We start from the raw sequence: 14,808 nt of genomic DNA, 5'->3' as shown, positions 1-14,808 counted from the left end.
ATCCGACGACAGCCACGTGGCTCAGTTGACTGACGGAACCGTCCAGTTGGTTTTGGTTGCCCAGTGTTCGGCGGATTGCATCAGGAGGGTTGTAGCGGGGGCTTTGATCTGGCCGTAGTCGTACAGGTCGGGGACGGATTGGGCCAGGCGCTGTTTGAACGCTCCCCAGGTGTCTCGGGCGGTTGGGTTGGCGCGGAGGTAGTCGCGGAAGAGAAGGGCGTAGCGGGTGTTGGGGGCGTTCGCGGGGCGGAGGTGGGTGTTGGTGGAGCGTTCGCCTTGGGGTGGGGCGAAGACGAGTTTGGGGCACTCGTGGCCGTTGGAGATTTCGGTGCGGTTCCAGGACTCGGGGCGGAGGCGGAAGCCGGCTGATTCCAGGCGTTCGACGAGGATGGGTGAGAGCTCGGCGACGCGCACCTGGGCGTCGATGCAGTTCTTTGCGGGGAGGTCTGGGACAGAGGTGGAGCCGATGTGGTCGACTGCCAGGGGCAGGTTGCCCAGCGCCGCGCGCAGTCTGGCTGCCAGGTGCTCGAACTCGGCCGGCCAGTCCGGGTCGTACTCGACGACAGCTACGGCGCCGCGGATCTCATCCGGAAAAGGCATCCAGCCATGCTAGGTGACGTCGGTGCGGTGATGTCGCAGACGACGAAGTACGGCGACCAGGAGTGCGAGCTCGACCAGCGCGGCGATCAGGACGTAGAGCCAGCGACTCGTCCAGCTCTCGGTCGTGCCGGCGACCGCGATGTGCTTCGGGTCGTCAGGCAGGTAGCGGATCTGGACTTGACGACCGACCACGGCGTCCGCCACGCGGAACTGTGTCGTGCGGGACGTGAACTGGCGAGCATCGGGCAGCGTGTACGAGATCTCGATCCAGGTCGTCGCGTGGTTGCTGCTCGGGTGGTCGACCTTCACCACCTGCCCGTTCGTGGTCGGCGCATCGGCCGGTACGACGCGATGCCGCGCCGCGCCCACGACGAGCGCTGCCAGGACGACCGTGACAACGGCGAACACGGTGAGCAGCAGGCGCAGATCGAGCGGTGGTCCAGTCCGGTTGGCTGCCATGCCGACCAGCATGCAGGCCCGGCGGGTCAGCGCACCCTGCCCGCCGGGCCTCAGGTCATCGGACGGCCGATGTCCTCAGTCGCCGCACGACGACCAGCAGGAGAGCGACGGCCGCAAGTGCTGCGGTGATCGGGAAGGTCAGGTTATGCGTCTGCGCCACGGCTGCGGCCGGTGCGCGGGTGGTGTCGGAGTAGGTGGTGGTTTCGTAGCCGCCGGCGGTGCCGGTGGTGTTGTAGTGGGAGCCGGGGAGTTTGTCGGAGTAGCGGTGGGAGACCAGGCGCTGGTACGCCTTGAGGGTGATGGGCTTGGAGCCGATCGACTTCACCGCGGACGGGTTCAGCGGGCGGAGCTGGGTCGGTGTGAGGGCGTACCAGGCGCCGAGCTGGGGCTCGGTGAAGACGGTGGCGCCCGCGGCGGCCTTCGCCATCCGGGACTCGGTGTTGCCGGTGGCAACGTTTACGGTTTGCCAGGTGCCGGTGGTGTCCGGAGTTGTGTAGACGGTCAGTGGTTTGCCGCCCGCGGTCGCGCTGGTGGCGGCGTACCAGAAGGTTGCTACCGGGGCGGACGCGTCGCGGACGAAGGCGGGGTTGAGGGCGTAGATCGGATGCGTGTCGGATGCAACCGTTGTCCCGACCTTCGCAGCACCGGGCCTCGCGGCGGCGCCGGAGTTGGTCGCGGCCTTGGCGAGGAGGTTGGCGGCGGTGGCCGAGTGCGCCGCAGTGGTTGCCTTGGACAACTCGGCCGGTGTGATCGGCTGCGGTCCGGCGGCACCGGCGAAGCTGGCGGCTCCGGCGGCGAGACCGAGACCGGCGGCCAGGACGGCGGCGCAGCGGAGCAGGACGTTCTTCGGGCGGCGCATGTCAGGCTCCGATCCGGTACAGGGAGTGGGTCCAGGTGAACTGCGAGTTGGACTTGTACCAGCTGTACGTCGAGTAGTTGTACCGCTGGTCGTCCGGCCACGGGTCGTAGTACTCGATCGTCGTGTCCGAGGAGTCGTACCCGATGATGTCCATCATGTGACCGCCGCCCGACGTCCAGCCGATCCGCGTCATCACCGGCCGGCCGGCGGCGAGCTCGGACACCAGGGTGCTGAAGCCGAGCGTCCCGGAGATGTAGCTGCCGGTACTGATGCCGATCGCCCGGAACGCGTTCTGGTCGTTGCCGAGGGTGGCCTGGTTGTTCGGGCAGGTGCCGTTCATCGAGTAGCCGAAGGCAAGGTTGCAGAACTGGTTCTGGCTGTAGGTGTAGCCGTAGAAGGCGGCGATGCTGTTGCCGCTCGCCGCCCAGCACCAGTTCGTCTTCTGCTGGGACTGACCGGTCACGTTCAGGTAGTAGCTGGACGGCGCTGCCGCGGTGGCTGCCGGGGCGAGCGGCGCCAGTGTGGCGAGTCCGAGGATCGTGGCCAAGAGCAACGACCAGGAACGGCTGTGCCGAGTGTGCCGGCTGGGGCGGAGCCTGCGCATGTGTCCTCCTCTGCGAGGTACTGCGGGATGGGCGGAGTCCATCGTCAGGAGCTCACCCCAGCGGGGCAAGCACTCGGTCGCACCACGAACCGGCAGTGTGAACGGCACGCTCGCGTGAACAGTGCGTGATCGGAGAGTGCCGCTCAGTGGTGTGAACGTTTACACTTCCGGCAAGGAGCGTGGGCCCATGGTGAGAACCGTCCAAGCATCGGTCCCGGTGGTGAGCCCGGAGGCGTCGTTCGCGGACGCGCTACGGCTGGCGATCGCCCGCCGCGGCCTGGCCCTGAACCGGATCCGGACCCACCTCGCCGACCGCGGGCTGCATGTCGGTGTGGCGACGCTGAGTACGTGGCAGAGTGGCCGCCGGGTACCGCGCGAGGACTCGCGGGCGACCGTGACGGCGCTGGAGGAGCTTCTCGAAGTACCGCCGGGCTGGTTGACCGTACGGATCCCGCCGCCGCGCACCGAGACCCAGCCGTACGCCGTGGTCGACTACGCCGAGGCACTCTCCCGGATGCTCGATCGGCTCCGCCGGGACGCCCACGGGCGGCTCCGCAACGTCACGGTTCTCGAGGAGGTACGGATCGACGCGCAGCGCAGCGCGTACCTGCGGCGCGTCTGCCAGAGCGTGGTCGCCGTCCAGCCGGTGGATCGGTTGATCATCGCGCACCAGGGCGAGGCCGGCTGCGACGCGGAGCGGCTCACGCTGCGGGCGGAGAGCGGCTGCCGGACCGGCCGGGTCGCGCGCTCCCCCGAGGCCGGCGCGCTGCTCGGCGAACTGCTGCTCGACCGGGTGCTCGCGGTCGGCGAGACCGCGGTCGTGCGGTACGAGATCGAGGACCGCAACAAGTTGCCGGCCACCGACTACCAGCGGTTCAGCGAGTGGGACGGGATGCACTACGTACTGGAGGTCCAGTTCGACCGCGCCGCGCTCCCGGTCCGCGTCCACGAACTCCGCCGCCGGCACACCAGCGGCCCCAACCTCGTCCAGCGCGACCTGATGCTCACCCCCGACGGCCGCGTCCACGTCATCGAACCGTCCGCGCCCTCGGGCACAGTCGGCATCGCCTGGGAATGGGACTAGCCCCCGCCGGCTGGGAAAGAAGTTTGCACGTGGTGACGAATTGTTTCCCAGCCAAAGCCCTAGCTGCGGAAGCCGGCGTGGACGTGGTCGTGGTGGGTGTTGTCGGAGAAGAACGCGGTGCCGGAGAGCTGGTACGGGCCGCCGACGTTGTACGAGCCGAGTGATTCGGCGGCGCGCATGTACGACGTGACCAGCGAGCGCGGCGTCGACGGGGACACGACCGGGCGGCCGTTGAGCTGCCAGGTGTCGAACGCCCGGCCGCGCGGGTGGTCGCTGGGACGATCGGTGCCGAAGACATCGATCGGGTGACCGGAGCGGATCACGCTGATCCCGATCCGGTACGTCTTCGCCAGCTCGAGCATCGTCGTGAGGACGCTGTCGTGGACCTGGCCGGAGCGGATGTCCGCGGCGGATGCCGGTGGCAACGAGATCTGCTCGCTCGCCAGCACCTGCCGCGCGGTCGCGGACAGGTCGGTCATCGGCGCTCCGGGCTGGGCGGGGTGGGTCGCGGTCACCCGCCAGGTTCCTTGGGTGGATCTGCTCAGGCGCACGTCGACCGTGGTGCCGCCGGAGATGAGGCGGTTGGCCCTGATCGAGTAGACGCGGCACGGTACGAGGACGCTGGCGGAGTCGGCGAGGATGCCGCCGTACTGGGCGTCGATGACGTCGATCGCGGCCGGGATCTCGGTCGGCTGCAGCAGCTTCACCACAGCGGCCACCGCCAGACGCTTGACCTCAGGCTCGATCTCGCCCGGGCCAGGCGTCCACGACTGGACCGCCGGCAGCGCGACGGTAGGCGAGGCGGAGGGCACCGGGGTCGGCGAGCCGGCGGAAGGCCTGGGAGTAACGGAAGGCGTGCCGGTGGCGGACGGCGCGCTGCTGGGCGGCGTGGTGGCGGAGGGCGGCGCGCTCGACCCTCCTGAGGAGCTCGGAGCCGAGGAATCACTGCAACCCGCCAACAACCCGGCACCTGCGATCAACAACACCCGACGCCTCATGTTCGCAGTGTGCCCGGCGGCACAAACCGGGCTACTGCGTCACGCGATAGACGTCGAACACGCCCTCGACCGAGCGCACCGCCTTCAGTACGTGGCCGAGGTGCGTCGGGTCGCCCATTTCGAAGGTGAACCGGGACTTCGCGATCCGGTCCCGGGTCGTCGTCAGCGCCGCGGACAGGATGTTCACGTGGTAGTCCGACAGCACCCTGGTGATGTCGGACAGCAGCCGCGCCCGATCCAGCGCCTCGACCTGGATCGCGACCAGGAACACCGACTGGGCCGTCGGTGCCCACTCGACCTCGACGATCCGCTCCGGCTGGGTCTTCAGGTTCTCCACGTTCGCGCAGTCGGCGCGGTGCACCGAGACGCCCGCGCCGCGGGTGATCCAGCCGATGATCTCGTCCCCCGGCACCGGCGTACAGCACCGGGCCAGCTTCGACAGCACGTCGGTCGCGCCCTTGACGATGACGCCGGCGTCGCCGCGTGCGGTCCGCTTCCGCCGCTCCCGCGACTGCGGCAGCCGCAAGCCCTCGGCCAGGTCCTCGGCCGCGCCCTCTTCCCCGCCGTACGTCTCGATCAGACGGCGGACGACGGCCTGGGCGCTGACGTGCTGCTCACCGACCGCGGCGTACAACCCGGTGACGTCCGGGTAGCGCAGCGAGTTGGCGACCGCGGTCAGCGTCTCGTGCGACAGCAGGCGCTGCAGCGGCAGGCCCTCCTTGCGGAGCTGCTTCGCGATCGCGTCCTTGCCCTGCTCGATCGCCTCGTCGCGGCGCTCCTTGGAGAACCAGTGCTTGATCTTGTTCCGCGCGCGGGGGCTCTTGACGAACGTCAGCCAGTCGCGCGACGGTCCCGCGCCCTGCGCCTTCGAGGTGAAGACCTCGACGACGTCGCCGTTCTCCAGGGTGCTCTCCAGCGGCACCAGGCGGCCGTTGACGCGGGCGCCGATACAGCGGTGCCCGACCTCGGTGTGCACGGAGTACGCGAAGTCGACCGGCGACGACCCGACCGGCAGCGACATCACGTCACCGCGCGGCGTGAACACGTACACCTCGGCGTTGTTGATCTCGAACCGCAGCGAGTCGAGGAACTCCGACGGGTCGGAGGTCTCGCGCTGCCAGTCGACGAGCTGCCGGACCCACGGCATGTCGTTGGGGCCGCCGATCTCGGTGCTCGGCGTGGCCGGCACGACCGAGGTCGGGTCCTCCTTGTACTTCCAGTGCGCGGCGATGCCGTACTCCGCGCGGCGGTGCATCGAGAAGGACCGGATCTGCAGCTCGACCGGCTTGCCCTGCGGGCCGATCACGGTGGTGTGCAGCGACTGGTACATGTTGAACTTCGGCATCGCGATGTAGTCCTTGAACCGGCCGGGGACCGGGTTCCAGCGCGCGTGCATGATGCCGAGGGCCGCGTAACAGTCGCGGACGGACTCGACCAGGACCCGGATGCCGACCAGGTCGTAGATGTCGCCGAACTCGCGGCCGCGGACGATCATCTTCTGGTAGATCGAGTAGTAGTGCTTCGGCCGGCCCGTGACGGTGGCCTTGACCTTGGCCGAGCGCAGGTCCTCGTGCACCTGGTCGATCACGGTGGCCAGGTACTCGTCGCGGGACGGGGCGCGCTCGGCGACCAGCCGGACGATCTCGTCGTACACCTTCGGGTGCAGGGTCGAGAACGCCAGGTCCTCGAGCTCCCACTTGATCGTGTTCATACCGAGCCGGTGGGCCAGCGGGGCGTAGATCTCCAGCGTCTCGCGGGCGATCCGCTCCTGCTTCTCCTGCCGCAGCGAGCCGAGCGTACGCATGTTGTGCAGCCGGTCGGACAGCTTGATCACCAGCACCCGGATGTCCTTGGACATCGCGACGACCATCTTGCGGATCGTCTCGGCCTGCGCGGACTCGCCGTAGCGCACCTTGTCGAGCTTGGTGACGCCGTCGACCAGCATGGCGATCTCTTCGCCGAAGTCGCGGGTCAGCTCCTCGACCGTGTACGGCGTGTCCTCGACGGTGTCGTGCAGCAGCGCGGCGCAGAGCGTGGTCGCGGTCATACCGAGCTCGGCGAGGATGGTGGCGACGGCCAGCGGGTGCGTGATGTACGCGTCGCCGGACTTGCGCATCTGGCCGGTGTGGTACTTCTCCGCGGTCCGGTAGGCGCGCTCGATCATCCCGAGGTCGGCCTTCGGGTGGGTCGCGCGGACCACCCGGAACAGCGGCTCGAGCATCGGCGCCCGGTTCGGGTGCCGGGTGCCGCCGAGGCGGGCCAGCCGGGCCCGGACCCGGGCCGGTGCGATCCGCGGCGGTTGGGTGGCAGGCAGCGGCGACGCCGGAGCCGGCCGCACCGGTGACGGCGCGCGCGGAGGCTCCTGCGGTACGGCATTCGGTACCGCAGATGTCATCGCCGGGTCTTCGCCCACGTTTGTGTCCCTCCGCCGACAGGCCACCAGTCTAGAGGCCTTCGTCCAACCAGGCAGAACCGCCTGTGGACAACACGCCGGGTCACCCGACGGCTGCGGAGAGTGTATCCGGAACTAGACAGTCAGCAATGCTGTGACGTGTTCGCCTTCGAGGCGCTTGCGGCCGGGGAGGAATGACAGTTCGATCAGTACGGCCGTGCCGGTGACCTCGGCGCCGCAGCGGCGGATCAGCCGCAGGCAGGCCTCGACGGTGCCACCCGTGGCCAGCACGTCGTCGATGACGAGCACCCGGTCCCCCGGCGCGAACGCGTCCTGGTGCACCTCGATGGTCGCCTCGCCGTACTCCAGCGCGTACGACTCCTCGTACGTCGCGGCCGGCAGCTTGCCCTTCTTCCGCACCGGGACGAACCCGGCGCCGAGGGCGAGCGCGACCGGGGCGGCCAGGATGAACCCGCGCGCCTCGATCCCGACCACCTTGTCGACCACCGGGTTGCCGTCGTCGTCCTTGCCTGCCGCCGCCAGCGCCTCCACCACCTGGCCAAAACCGGTGTGGTCGGCCAGCAGCGGGGTGATGTCCTTGAACACCACCCCCTGCTGCGGGTAGTCCGGGATGTCGCGGATGCCGTCGGCGAGGACCTGCTCCAGCGGCCGCATCACTTACCGCGCTTCGACCGCGGCTTGCGGGTCGGCTGCGGACGCCCGGCGGCCGCCGCCTTCATCGGCCGCGAGGACGGCGCGGGCGCCGAACCGGTGGCCCGGTCCGCCTTCCGCGGCGTGTCCTGTACGACGGAACGTGCCGCCGGCGCACCGGCGGTCGCCACCTCGGCCGGAGCCGTCTCCGCCTTCGCCGCCTGCGCCTTCTTCGCGGCGACGCGCTTGCTCAGCGCCTGCATGGCCGGCTCGCGCTCCTTGAAGACCGCGAGCAGCGACGGGGCGATGAAGATCGACGAGTACGCACCGACGGCGATACCGACGAACAGCGCCAGCGACAGGTCCTTCAGCGGGCCGGTGCCGAGCACCCAGGTGCCGACGACCAGGATCGCGCCGACCGGGAGCAGCGCGGTGACGGTCGTGTTGATCGACCGGACCACCGTCTGGTTGACGGCCAGGTTGGTCGCGTCCGAGTACGAGAACCGGTTCGACCCGGTGATGCCGCGGGTGTTCTCGCGGACCTTGTCGAACACGACGACGGTGTCGTACAGCGAGTAGCCGAGGATCGTCAGTACGCCGATCACGGTCGCCGGCGTCACGTCGAAGCCGACCAGCGCGTACACGCCGACCGTGATCGTCACGTCGTGGACCAGCGCGATGATCGCGGCCATCGACGCCTTGGCTTCCCGGAAGTACAGCCAGATCACGAAGAAGACCAGGGCCAGGAACACGATCAGCGCCATGATCGCCTTGTCGGCGATCTGCTTGCCCCAGGAGGCACCGATCTGCTGCGAGGTCACCTGGTCGGCCGGCAGCCCGGCCTCCTTGCCGATCGCCTCCCGGACCCGGCCGATGTCGGCCTGCTCCAGCGGCTTGGTCTGGACCCGGACCTTCTCGTTGTTGATCGTGGTGACCACCGGGTCACCGAGCCCCTTGGCGTTGGTGTCCTTCACCGCGTTGGTGAAGTCGTCCACCGTGCTGTTGGTGACCTTGACCTTCGCCTCGTACTCGACACCGCCGCGGAACTCGATACCGAGCGCGAGGCCGCGGACGAACAGGCCCGCCAGCGAGACGATGACCAGGATCGCGGAGAGGCTGAACCAGAACTTGCGGTGGCCGATGAAGTCGTACGAGACCTCACCGCGGTGCAGCTTGGCACCGATCTGTCCGAGCTTCGACATCAGACCTCGCCTCCCACCGGCTTGCGCGTCGACGGCGTCCGGCGCGGCCGGGCCGACGGTTTGGTCTGCCCGGGTAGTCGTTCGACGCCGAGATGTTCCGGGTCCAGGCCGGACAGCTTGTGCCCGTGGCCGAAGAAGTCGGTCCGGGCCAGCATCGTGACGACCGGCTTGGTGAACAGGAAGACGACCACGAGGTCGATCAGCGTGGTCAGGCCGAGCGTGAACGCGAAGCCGCGGACGCTGCCGATCGCCAGCACGTACAGCACGATCGCGGCGAGCAGCGAGATCGAGTCGGCGGCGATGATCGTGTGCTTGGCGCGGGCCCAGCCGGTCTCCACCGAGGAGCGCAGGCTGCGGCCCTCGCGGACCTCGTCGCGTAGTCGTTCGAAGTAGATGATGAACGAGTCCGCGGTGATACCGACCGCGACGATCAGACCGGCGATACCGGCCAGCGTCAGCGTGAACCCGATCGCCTTGCCGAGCAGGATCACCAAGGTCCCGGTGAGGATGCCGGCCGCGACCAGCGACAGCACCACGACGATGCCGAGGCCGCGGTAGTACAGGAAGCAGAACACGACCACGAGGGCCAGACCGGCCAGACCGGCCCAGATACCGGCCGAGAGCTGGTCACCGCCGAGCTGCGGCGACACCGTGTCGACCGAGGAGATCTCGAACTTCACCGGCAGCGAACCGTACTTCAGCACGTTCGCCAGGTCGCGTGCCTCGGCCTCGGTGAACGTACCGGTGATCTGCGCCTGGCCGCCCGGGATCGGGTTGTCGACGCTCGGGGTCGAGATCGTCACGCCGTCCAGCACGATCGCGAACAGGTTGTTGCCCTGGCCGCGCTGCGAGATCGCCGTGGTGGCCTTGAGGAACTTGTCACCGCCCGCGCCGGTGAACTTCAGGTTGACCTGCCACTGCAGGCCGTTCTGCGGGATCCCGGCCGACGCGTCGGACAGGTCCGTACCGGCCATGATCGCCGGGCCGAGGAGGTACTTGTACTGACCGGCCTTGTCGCAGGAGAACAGCGGCTTCTTCGGGTCGTCGGACTGCTTGTCCTTGTCCGCGCACTTGAAGGCCGCGAAACCCGCCTGGGTGGCGGCGTCCGGCGTGTACTTCAGCGGGTCGGTGCTCGTGGTGGCCGGGGTCGACGGCGTCGCGGACGGAGTGCTCGGCTTCGCGGTCGGCGTCGTACTCGCCTTGGGGGTCGGGGTCGGCGTGGCCTGTCCCAGCGCGCTCGTCCAGGCGCGACCCTTCGGCGTACTGCTGGTGGTCGGCTTGATCGTGGCGCTCGGCGTCACCTTCGTACTCGGCTTCGGCGTCGTACTCGGCTTGGGCGTCGTCGTCGGGGTCGTCGTCGGCGCCGGGGCGGCCGTGGCCTCCGCGCTGTAGACGATCCGGAAGTACAGCAGGGCGGTCTGGCCGACCTGCGACACCAGGGATTCCTTCGTGGCACCGGGAACGGCGACGTTGATGATGTTCGACCCGGAGGTGGTGATGTCGGACTCGGCGACACCGGCACCGTTCACCCGCTGGCCGATGATGTTCTTCGCCTCGTTCAACTGGTCGGCGGTGACCTTGCCGGCACCGTCGATGGTCTTGGCGGTCAGCGTGATGGTGGTACCGCCACGCAGGTCCAGACCGAGTTTGGGCTTCCAGGTCTTGGTCAGCGCCATGATCCCGAACAGCAGAACGACCACCACCAGCAAGGTGATCAGGCTCCGCCCGGGGCGGGATGTCGAAGTCGTTGCCACGTCAGATTCAACCTTTGTACTTCTGGGCGCGCCGTACCGTCGCTGGATCCTTCACAGGACGCCGTCCGACGCGCCGCAGGCCGTTGGGACGGAAATCAGTTCTCGGTGTGCGTCGGCGGCAGCTTCGGGGTGTCCTGCACCTTGCCGTCGGTCTTCTCCCCACCGGCGTCCGGTACGTCGACCTTCTCCGCGGTGGCAGGCTCGTCCGCGTCCGTGGCCGCCTCGCCGGCGGCCGGCTCCTCGGCGGGGTCCTCGTCCGGGATCACCCGGCCGACCGCGGCCTTGACCACCTGGACCAGCACGCCCTCGGAGATCTCCAGGGTCACGTAGTCGTCATCGGTCTCCTCGACGATGCCGACCAGGCCGCTGGTGGTGATCACCTTGGTGCCGGGCTGCAGCTGCGCGACCGTGTCGGCCTGACGCTGACGCTGCTTCTTCTGCGTGCGGCTCATGAACCAGATCATTCCGACGATCAGGATCAGCGGCAGCAGCAGCGTGATGCCGCCGCCCCCGGAGGAGGCCATCGGTACGGCGAGGAGTTGCATTTGGTCTCAGAATCCTTCGTCGGGTCGGTTGTACGGGCATCCGGCACGCTCTGCGGGAGCGCGCAGGTCGCAGCGGAAAGACCTGGAGGTCAGGCCACCGGGGAGTCTAACCCTGAGCGTCAACAACTGCCTCATGACACCGGGTCACGTTTGAGTTACTCGTTACGGAGTGTCTACGTACCGGCGCCGCCAGTGGTTCCCGGCTGTTCAGTTGAGGGCCGTACTCCTTAGTCGTCTTCGCTGTCGAAGAGCGTGTCCGCGAAGGTCGCGCCCTTGGGGACCTTGAGGCCGATGTGCCGCCAGGCCGCGGGGGTGGCGACGCGGCCGCGCGGCGTCCGGGCCAGGTAGCCCGATCGGACCAGGAAAGGTTCCGCTACTTCCTCCACGGTCTCACGTTCCTCGCCGACCGCAACCGCCAACGTGGAAAGACCGACCGGTCCGCCACCGAACCGGCGGCACAGCGCGTCCAGCACCGACCGGTCCAGCCTGTCCAGGCCCATCTTGTCGACCTCGTACAGGTCCAGGGCAGCCTTGGACAGCGCGAGCGTGACGATCCCGTCCGCGCGGACCTCGGCGTAGTCGCGGACCCGGCGGAGCAACCGGTTCGCGATCCGCGGTGTCCCCCGGGACCGGGACGCGATCTCGGTCGCGCCCTCCGGCGTGACGTCGACCTCGAGCAGGGCGGCCGACCGGTTGACGATCTTCTCCAGCTCGGCGGCCTCGTAGAACTCCAGGTGACCGGTGAACCCGAACCGGTCCCGCAGCGGCCCGGGCAGCAAGCCGGCCCGGGTGGTCGCGCCGACCAGGGTGAACGGTGGGATCTCCAACGGAATCGCGGTCGCACCCGGCCCCTTGCCGACGATCACGTCGACGCGGAAGTCCTCCATCGCCATGTACAGCAGCTCTTCGGCGGGCCGGGACATCCGGTGGATCTCGTCCAGGAACAGGACCTCGCCCTCGCTCAGCCCGGACAGGATCGCGGCCAGATCGCCGGCGTGCTGGATCGCCGGACCGCTGGTGACCCGCAGCGGCGCCGACATCTCGCTGGCGATGATCATCGCCAGCGTGGTCTTTCCGAGCCCGGGAGGGCCGGAGAGCAGTACGTGGTCGGGCGCGCGGTTCCGCCCGCGGGCCGCGTGCAGTACGAGCTCGAGCTGTTCGCTCACCCTTCGCTGACCGCCGAACTCGGCCAGCGACCGCGGCCGCAGCGCCGACTCGATCTTGCGTTCCTCCAGGTCGACCGCGTCGGCGGAGACCAGTGGGCGGACGTTTTCCTCCACGGCCTAGGCCTTCGAGAGCACGCGCAGCGCGGCACGCAACAGGTCGGGCACGGACGGATTCGGGTTGTCGGCGGCGAGCGGCGAGACCGCGGTGACCGCGTCCTCGGCGTCCCGGGCGGACCAGCCGAGACCGACCAGACCGGCGTGCACCTGCTCGCGCCACGCCTCCTGGGGCTGCAGCGGACGCCCGGTCACCGTCTTCGACGGCGCGCCGATCTTGTCCTTGAGCTCGAGCACGATCCGCTGCGCGCCCTTCTTGCCGATCCCCGGAACCTTCACCAGGACGGCGAGATCCTCGGTCGCGACCGCCTGCCGGAGCTGGTCGGGACTGAGCACGGCCAGCGCCGCCTGGGCGAGCCTCGGCCCGACGCCGGACGCGGTCTGCAGCAGCTCGAACAGGCCCTTCGCGTCGTCGTCCGCGAAGCCGTACAGCGTCAGCGAGTCCTCACGGACCACCATCGAGGTCGCGATCCGGGCCTCCTGGCCGGGCCGCAAACCGGCCAGCGTGCCGGGATCGCAGTACACCTGCAGGCCGATGCCGCCGACCTCGACGACGGCACTGTCGATCCCCACGGCCGCCACCGGCCCCCGCACGAACGCGATCACTGCGCACCTCCACTCGTCTTGCTCACCGCTTGCTCTGCTGCGCCGCCACGGCGGCTCTCAGTCTCGCGACCTGCAGCCGCGCCTGCGCCTGGGCGGTCGCCTCGAGGCCGGCCCGGCTCGAGGCCGCCTGCTGAAGCTTGCTCGCCACGCCGCCGCGCCAGACCTGACAGATCGCCAGCGCGAGCGCGTCGGCTGCGTCGGCGGGCGTCGGACGCTCGCTGAGCTTGAGGATCCGGGTCACCATCGTGGTCACCTGTTCCTTGTCGGCGCGGCCCGATCCGGTGACCGCGGCCTTCACCTCGCTCGGTGTGTGCAGCGCGACCGGCAGTCCGCGACGGGCGGCGACCACCATCGCGATCCCGGACGCCTGCGCCGTGCCCATCACCGTACGGACGTTGTGCTGCGCGAACACCCGCTCGACCGCGACCGCGTCCGGCTGGTACTTCGCGATCCACGCGTCCAGCTCTTCCTCGATCTGGACCAGCCGTTTGGACACGTCCAGCTCGGCCGGCGTCCGGATCACCCCGACGGCGACCAGTGCCGGCGGCCTCCCCGGTGTCCCCTCGACGACGCCGAGGCCGCACCGGGTCAGACCCGGGTCGACGCCGAGCACCCGCATGGACCACCTCCGAACGTTTGTTCGACAACCCTAGTCGGCGGTGGTCCCGCCACCGAAATCGACGCGCCGGAGAACGCAGTCAGCGGCGGGTGACCCAGTTGCGTTCCGAGGCTTCCCAGCCCAGTTGCATGCGGGAGGTGGAGCCGGTCAGGTCCATCAGCGCTCTCAGGCGCCGTTGGACGGTGCGGCCGCTCATGCCCAGCTGTTTACCCACCGCGTCGTCGGTCAGACCCGTGAGCATCAGGGCCAGGACTGCCAGGTCTGCTTCGTCGGGGCCCGCGGACGACTGCTCTTCAGGGCGTCTCGAGTCACCGAGCGCGATGGGCACCGCGGAGGACCAGATCGACTCGAAGAGGGCTACCAGGGACTGGACGAGGCTGGGAGCGCGGATAACGAGTGCCGCGGTCTGGTAGCCGCGGACCGCGAGCGGCACCATCGCCACGGTCCCGTCCGCGACGACCAGCTTGGTCGGCACCCGGTCGACGGTTCGCACCTGGGCGTGGGCCTCGATCGCGTCGACGGTCTCGTTGACCGTACCGGGCGCTTCGAACGCGGCACGTTCGATCACCACCCGGAACCGGACCCCGCGCCCGAGCGCCTCCCCCTCGGCCTCGTTCTCCGGGCCGGACATCGCGACCGGACGTGCGTCGACGAACGCGCAGACCTCGTGCCGCGCGGCGAGTTGCAGCTGCAGGAAGCGGGACCGTACGGCGCCCGATCCGAGCACGACCTCGACCAGATCGCCGATCGCGGCCTGGCCGAGGTCGCTCCGGAAGATCGCCGCCAAGCGTGCGACAGAGGTCTCCGCGACGGACAGTTCGTGCCGGCGGGAGTTGATCAGCCCGCGCAGGGCGACGTCCGGCGGCGCGGCGAACCAGCGCGGCTCGCCGTCGTCGGTCGGTACGGTCTCGGCCAGCCCCAGCTTCGCCAGCGCGTCCAGCACCGCCTGTACGTCGTCAGCCGTCAGCCCGTGCCGAGCAGCCAGTACGTCGACGGTCGCACCGCCGTCGACGACCAACGACCGGTACTGCTCCTCCTCGGCCGTACTGAGGCCGAGAGCGGACAGGTCGATGTCGGTCATGCCCACGCAGGCCCCTCTGTCGAAAACACGTCACGGCGATTCTCCGCCGCCGGGATTCGTTCCTCCAGAGGTGA

Annotated in this window: 15 protein-coding genes; 1 reads left to right on the top strand and 14 read right to left on the bottom strand. The window is 69.2% G+C overall.

Going from position 1 to position 14,808, the window contains the following annotated elements; all coding sequences use genetic code 11:
* Positions 1-21: 21 nt before the first annotated feature.
* From ACFYRU_RS17035 to ACFYRU_RS17020, 4 genes are read right to left on the bottom strand one after another with little or no spacing between them, the layout of a single operon-like run.
* Complete coding sequence (locus tag ACFYRU_RS17035; RefSeq protein ID WP_387659269.1) at positions 22-600, bottom strand: GrpB family protein; 579 nt, start codon at positions 598-600, stop codon at positions 22-24.
* 9 nt (positions 601-609) lie between these two features.
* Entirely contained in the window at positions 610-1,059 is a 450-nt protein-coding gene (locus ACFYRU_RS17030; RefSeq protein ID WP_387659266.1) for a DUF3592 domain-containing protein, read from the bottom strand.
* Between the two features lie 55 nt (positions 1,060-1,114).
* Positions 1,115-1,918 carry a hypothetical protein gene (locus tag ACFYRU_RS17025; protein ID WP_387659263.1) on the bottom strand — a complete coding sequence of 268 codons (804 nt, stop codon included), beginning with the start codon at positions 1,916-1,918 and terminating at the stop codon, positions 1,115-1,117.
* Between the two features lies 1 nt (position 1,919).
* The gene (locus tag ACFYRU_RS17020; RefSeq protein ID WP_387659260.1) at positions 1,920-2,522 is read right to left on the bottom strand and encodes a papain-like cysteine protease family protein; all 603 of its coding nucleotides are present in this window, start codon (positions 2,520-2,522) and stop codon (positions 1,920-1,922) included.
* Between the two features lie 187 nt (positions 2,523-2,709).
* Between ACFYRU_RS17020 and ACFYRU_RS17015 the strand changes: the two genes are divergently transcribed.
* Positions 2,710-3,606: a hypothetical protein gene (locus ACFYRU_RS17015; protein WP_387659257.1), complete on the top strand. Its 897-nt coding sequence runs from the start codon at positions 2,710-2,712 to the stop codon at positions 3,604-3,606.
* 59 nt (positions 3,607-3,665) lie between these two features.
* Here ACFYRU_RS17015 and ACFYRU_RS17010 read toward each other — a convergent pair whose 3' ends face one another.
* The 10 genes from ACFYRU_RS17010 to ACFYRU_RS16965 form a co-directional block, all read right to left on the bottom strand.
* A complete protein-coding gene (locus ACFYRU_RS17010; protein WP_387659254.1) occupies positions 3,666-4,325 on the bottom strand; it encodes a hypothetical protein in 660 nt (219 codons plus the stop codon).
* A gap of 310 nt (positions 4,326-4,635) precedes the next feature.
* Positions 4,636-6,999: a RelA/SpoT family protein gene (locus tag ACFYRU_RS17005; protein ID WP_387659251.1), complete on the bottom strand. Its 2,364-nt coding sequence runs from the start codon at positions 6,997-6,999 to the stop codon at positions 4,636-4,638.
* A 132-nt stretch (positions 7,000-7,131) separates the two neighbouring features.
* Complete coding sequence (locus tag ACFYRU_RS17000; protein WP_387662907.1) at positions 7,132-7,671, bottom strand: adenine phosphoribosyltransferase; 540 nt, start codon at positions 7,669-7,671, stop codon at positions 7,132-7,134.
* Positions 7,671-8,849 (bottom strand): protein translocase subunit SecF, encoded by a 1,179-nt coding sequence (secF, locus tag ACFYRU_RS16995; protein WP_387659249.1) that lies wholly within the window; start codon positions 8,847-8,849, stop codon positions 7,671-7,673. Before secF ends, ACFYRU_RS17000 begins: the two co-directional genes overlap by 1 nt.
* Positions 8,849-10,603: a protein translocase subunit SecD gene (gene secD / locus ACFYRU_RS16990; RefSeq protein ID WP_387659246.1), complete on the bottom strand. Its 1,755-nt coding sequence runs from the start codon at positions 10,601-10,603 to the stop codon at positions 8,849-8,851. The genes secF and secD overlap by 1 nt, the downstream gene beginning before the upstream one ends.
* A gap of 95 nt (positions 10,604-10,698) precedes the next feature.
* Positions 10,699-11,148: a preprotein translocase subunit YajC gene (gene yajC / locus ACFYRU_RS16985; RefSeq protein WP_387659243.1), complete on the bottom strand. Its 450-nt coding sequence runs from the start codon at positions 11,146-11,148 to the stop codon at positions 10,699-10,701.
* Positions 11,149-11,375: 227 nt separating this feature from the next.
* Positions 11,376-12,428 (bottom strand): Holliday junction branch migration DNA helicase RuvB, encoded by a 1,053-nt coding sequence (gene ruvB, locus ACFYRU_RS16980; RefSeq protein ID WP_387659240.1) that lies wholly within the window; start codon positions 12,426-12,428, stop codon positions 11,376-11,378.
* A gap of 3 nt (positions 12,429-12,431) precedes the next feature.
* Positions 12,432-13,034 (bottom strand): Holliday junction branch migration protein RuvA, encoded by a 603-nt coding sequence (gene ruvA / locus ACFYRU_RS16975; RefSeq protein ID WP_387659237.1) that lies wholly within the window; start codon positions 13,032-13,034, stop codon positions 12,432-12,434.
* Between the two features lie 22 nt (positions 13,035-13,056).
* Complete coding sequence (gene ruvC / locus ACFYRU_RS16970; protein ID WP_387659234.1) at positions 13,057-13,653, bottom strand: crossover junction endodeoxyribonuclease RuvC; 597 nt, start codon at positions 13,651-13,653, stop codon at positions 13,057-13,059.
* Positions 13,654-13,732: 79 nt separating this feature from the next.
* Positions 13,733-14,734, bottom strand: a complete 1,002-nt coding sequence (locus ACFYRU_RS16965; protein ID WP_387659232.1) for a helix-turn-helix domain-containing protein — start codon at positions 14,732-14,734, stop codon at positions 13,733-13,735.
* Between the last annotated feature and the right edge of the window lie 74 nt (positions 14,735-14,808).

The organism is Kribbella sp. NPDC004536 (assembly GCF_042873835.1).
Classification (GTDB): domain Bacteria; phylum Actinomycetota; class Actinomycetes; order Propionibacteriales; family Kribbellaceae; genus Kribbella.
Note: the sequence above shows the minus strand (reverse complement) of the source record. Positions and strands in the feature narration are given on the sequence as shown.

Excerpts from the sequence above, each read along its gene's own strand:
- ruvC (WP_387659234.1), bottom strand. The coding sequence starts at position 13,653 with ATGCGGGTGCTCGGCGTCGACCCGGGTCTGACCCGGTGCGGCCTCGGC.
- ACFYRU_RS16965 (WP_387659232.1), bottom strand. The coding sequence starts at position 14,734 with ATGACCGACATCGACCTGTCCGCTCTCGGCCTCAGTACGGCCGAGGAG.
- ACFYRU_RS17035 (WP_387659269.1), bottom strand. The coding sequence starts at position 600 with ATGCCTTTTCCGGATGAGATCCGCGGCGCCGTAGCTGTCGTCGAGTAC.
- yajC (WP_387659243.1), bottom strand. The coding sequence starts at position 11,148 with ATGCAACTCCTCGCCGTACCGATGGCCTCCTCCGGGGGCGGCGGCATC.
- ACFYRU_RS17005 (WP_387659251.1), bottom strand. The coding sequence starts at position 6,999 with ATGACATCTGCGGTACCGAATGCCGTACCGCAGGAGCCTCCGCGCGCG.
- secF (WP_387659249.1), bottom strand. The coding sequence starts at position 8,849 with ATGTCGAAGCTCGGACAGATCGGTGCCAAGCTGCACCGCGGTGAGGTC.
- ACFYRU_RS17020 (WP_387659260.1), bottom strand. The coding sequence starts at position 2,522 with ATGCGCAGGCTCCGCCCCAGCCGGCACACTCGGCACAGCCGTTCCTGG.
- ACFYRU_RS17030 (WP_387659266.1), bottom strand. The coding sequence starts at position 1,059 with ATGGCAGCCAACCGGACTGGACCACCGCTCGATCTGCGCCTGCTGCTC.
- ACFYRU_RS17025 (WP_387659263.1), bottom strand. The coding sequence starts at position 1,918 with ATGCGCCGCCCGAAGAACGTCCTGCTCCGCTGCGCCGCCGTCCTGGCC.
- ACFYRU_RS17000 (WP_387662907.1), bottom strand. The coding sequence starts at position 7,671 with ATGCGGCCGCTGGAGCAGGTCCTCGCCGACGGCATCCGCGACATCCCG.
- ACFYRU_RS17015 (WP_387659257.1), top strand. The coding sequence starts at position 2,710 with ATGGTGAGAACCGTCCAAGCATCGGTCCCGGTGGTGAGCCCGGAGGCG.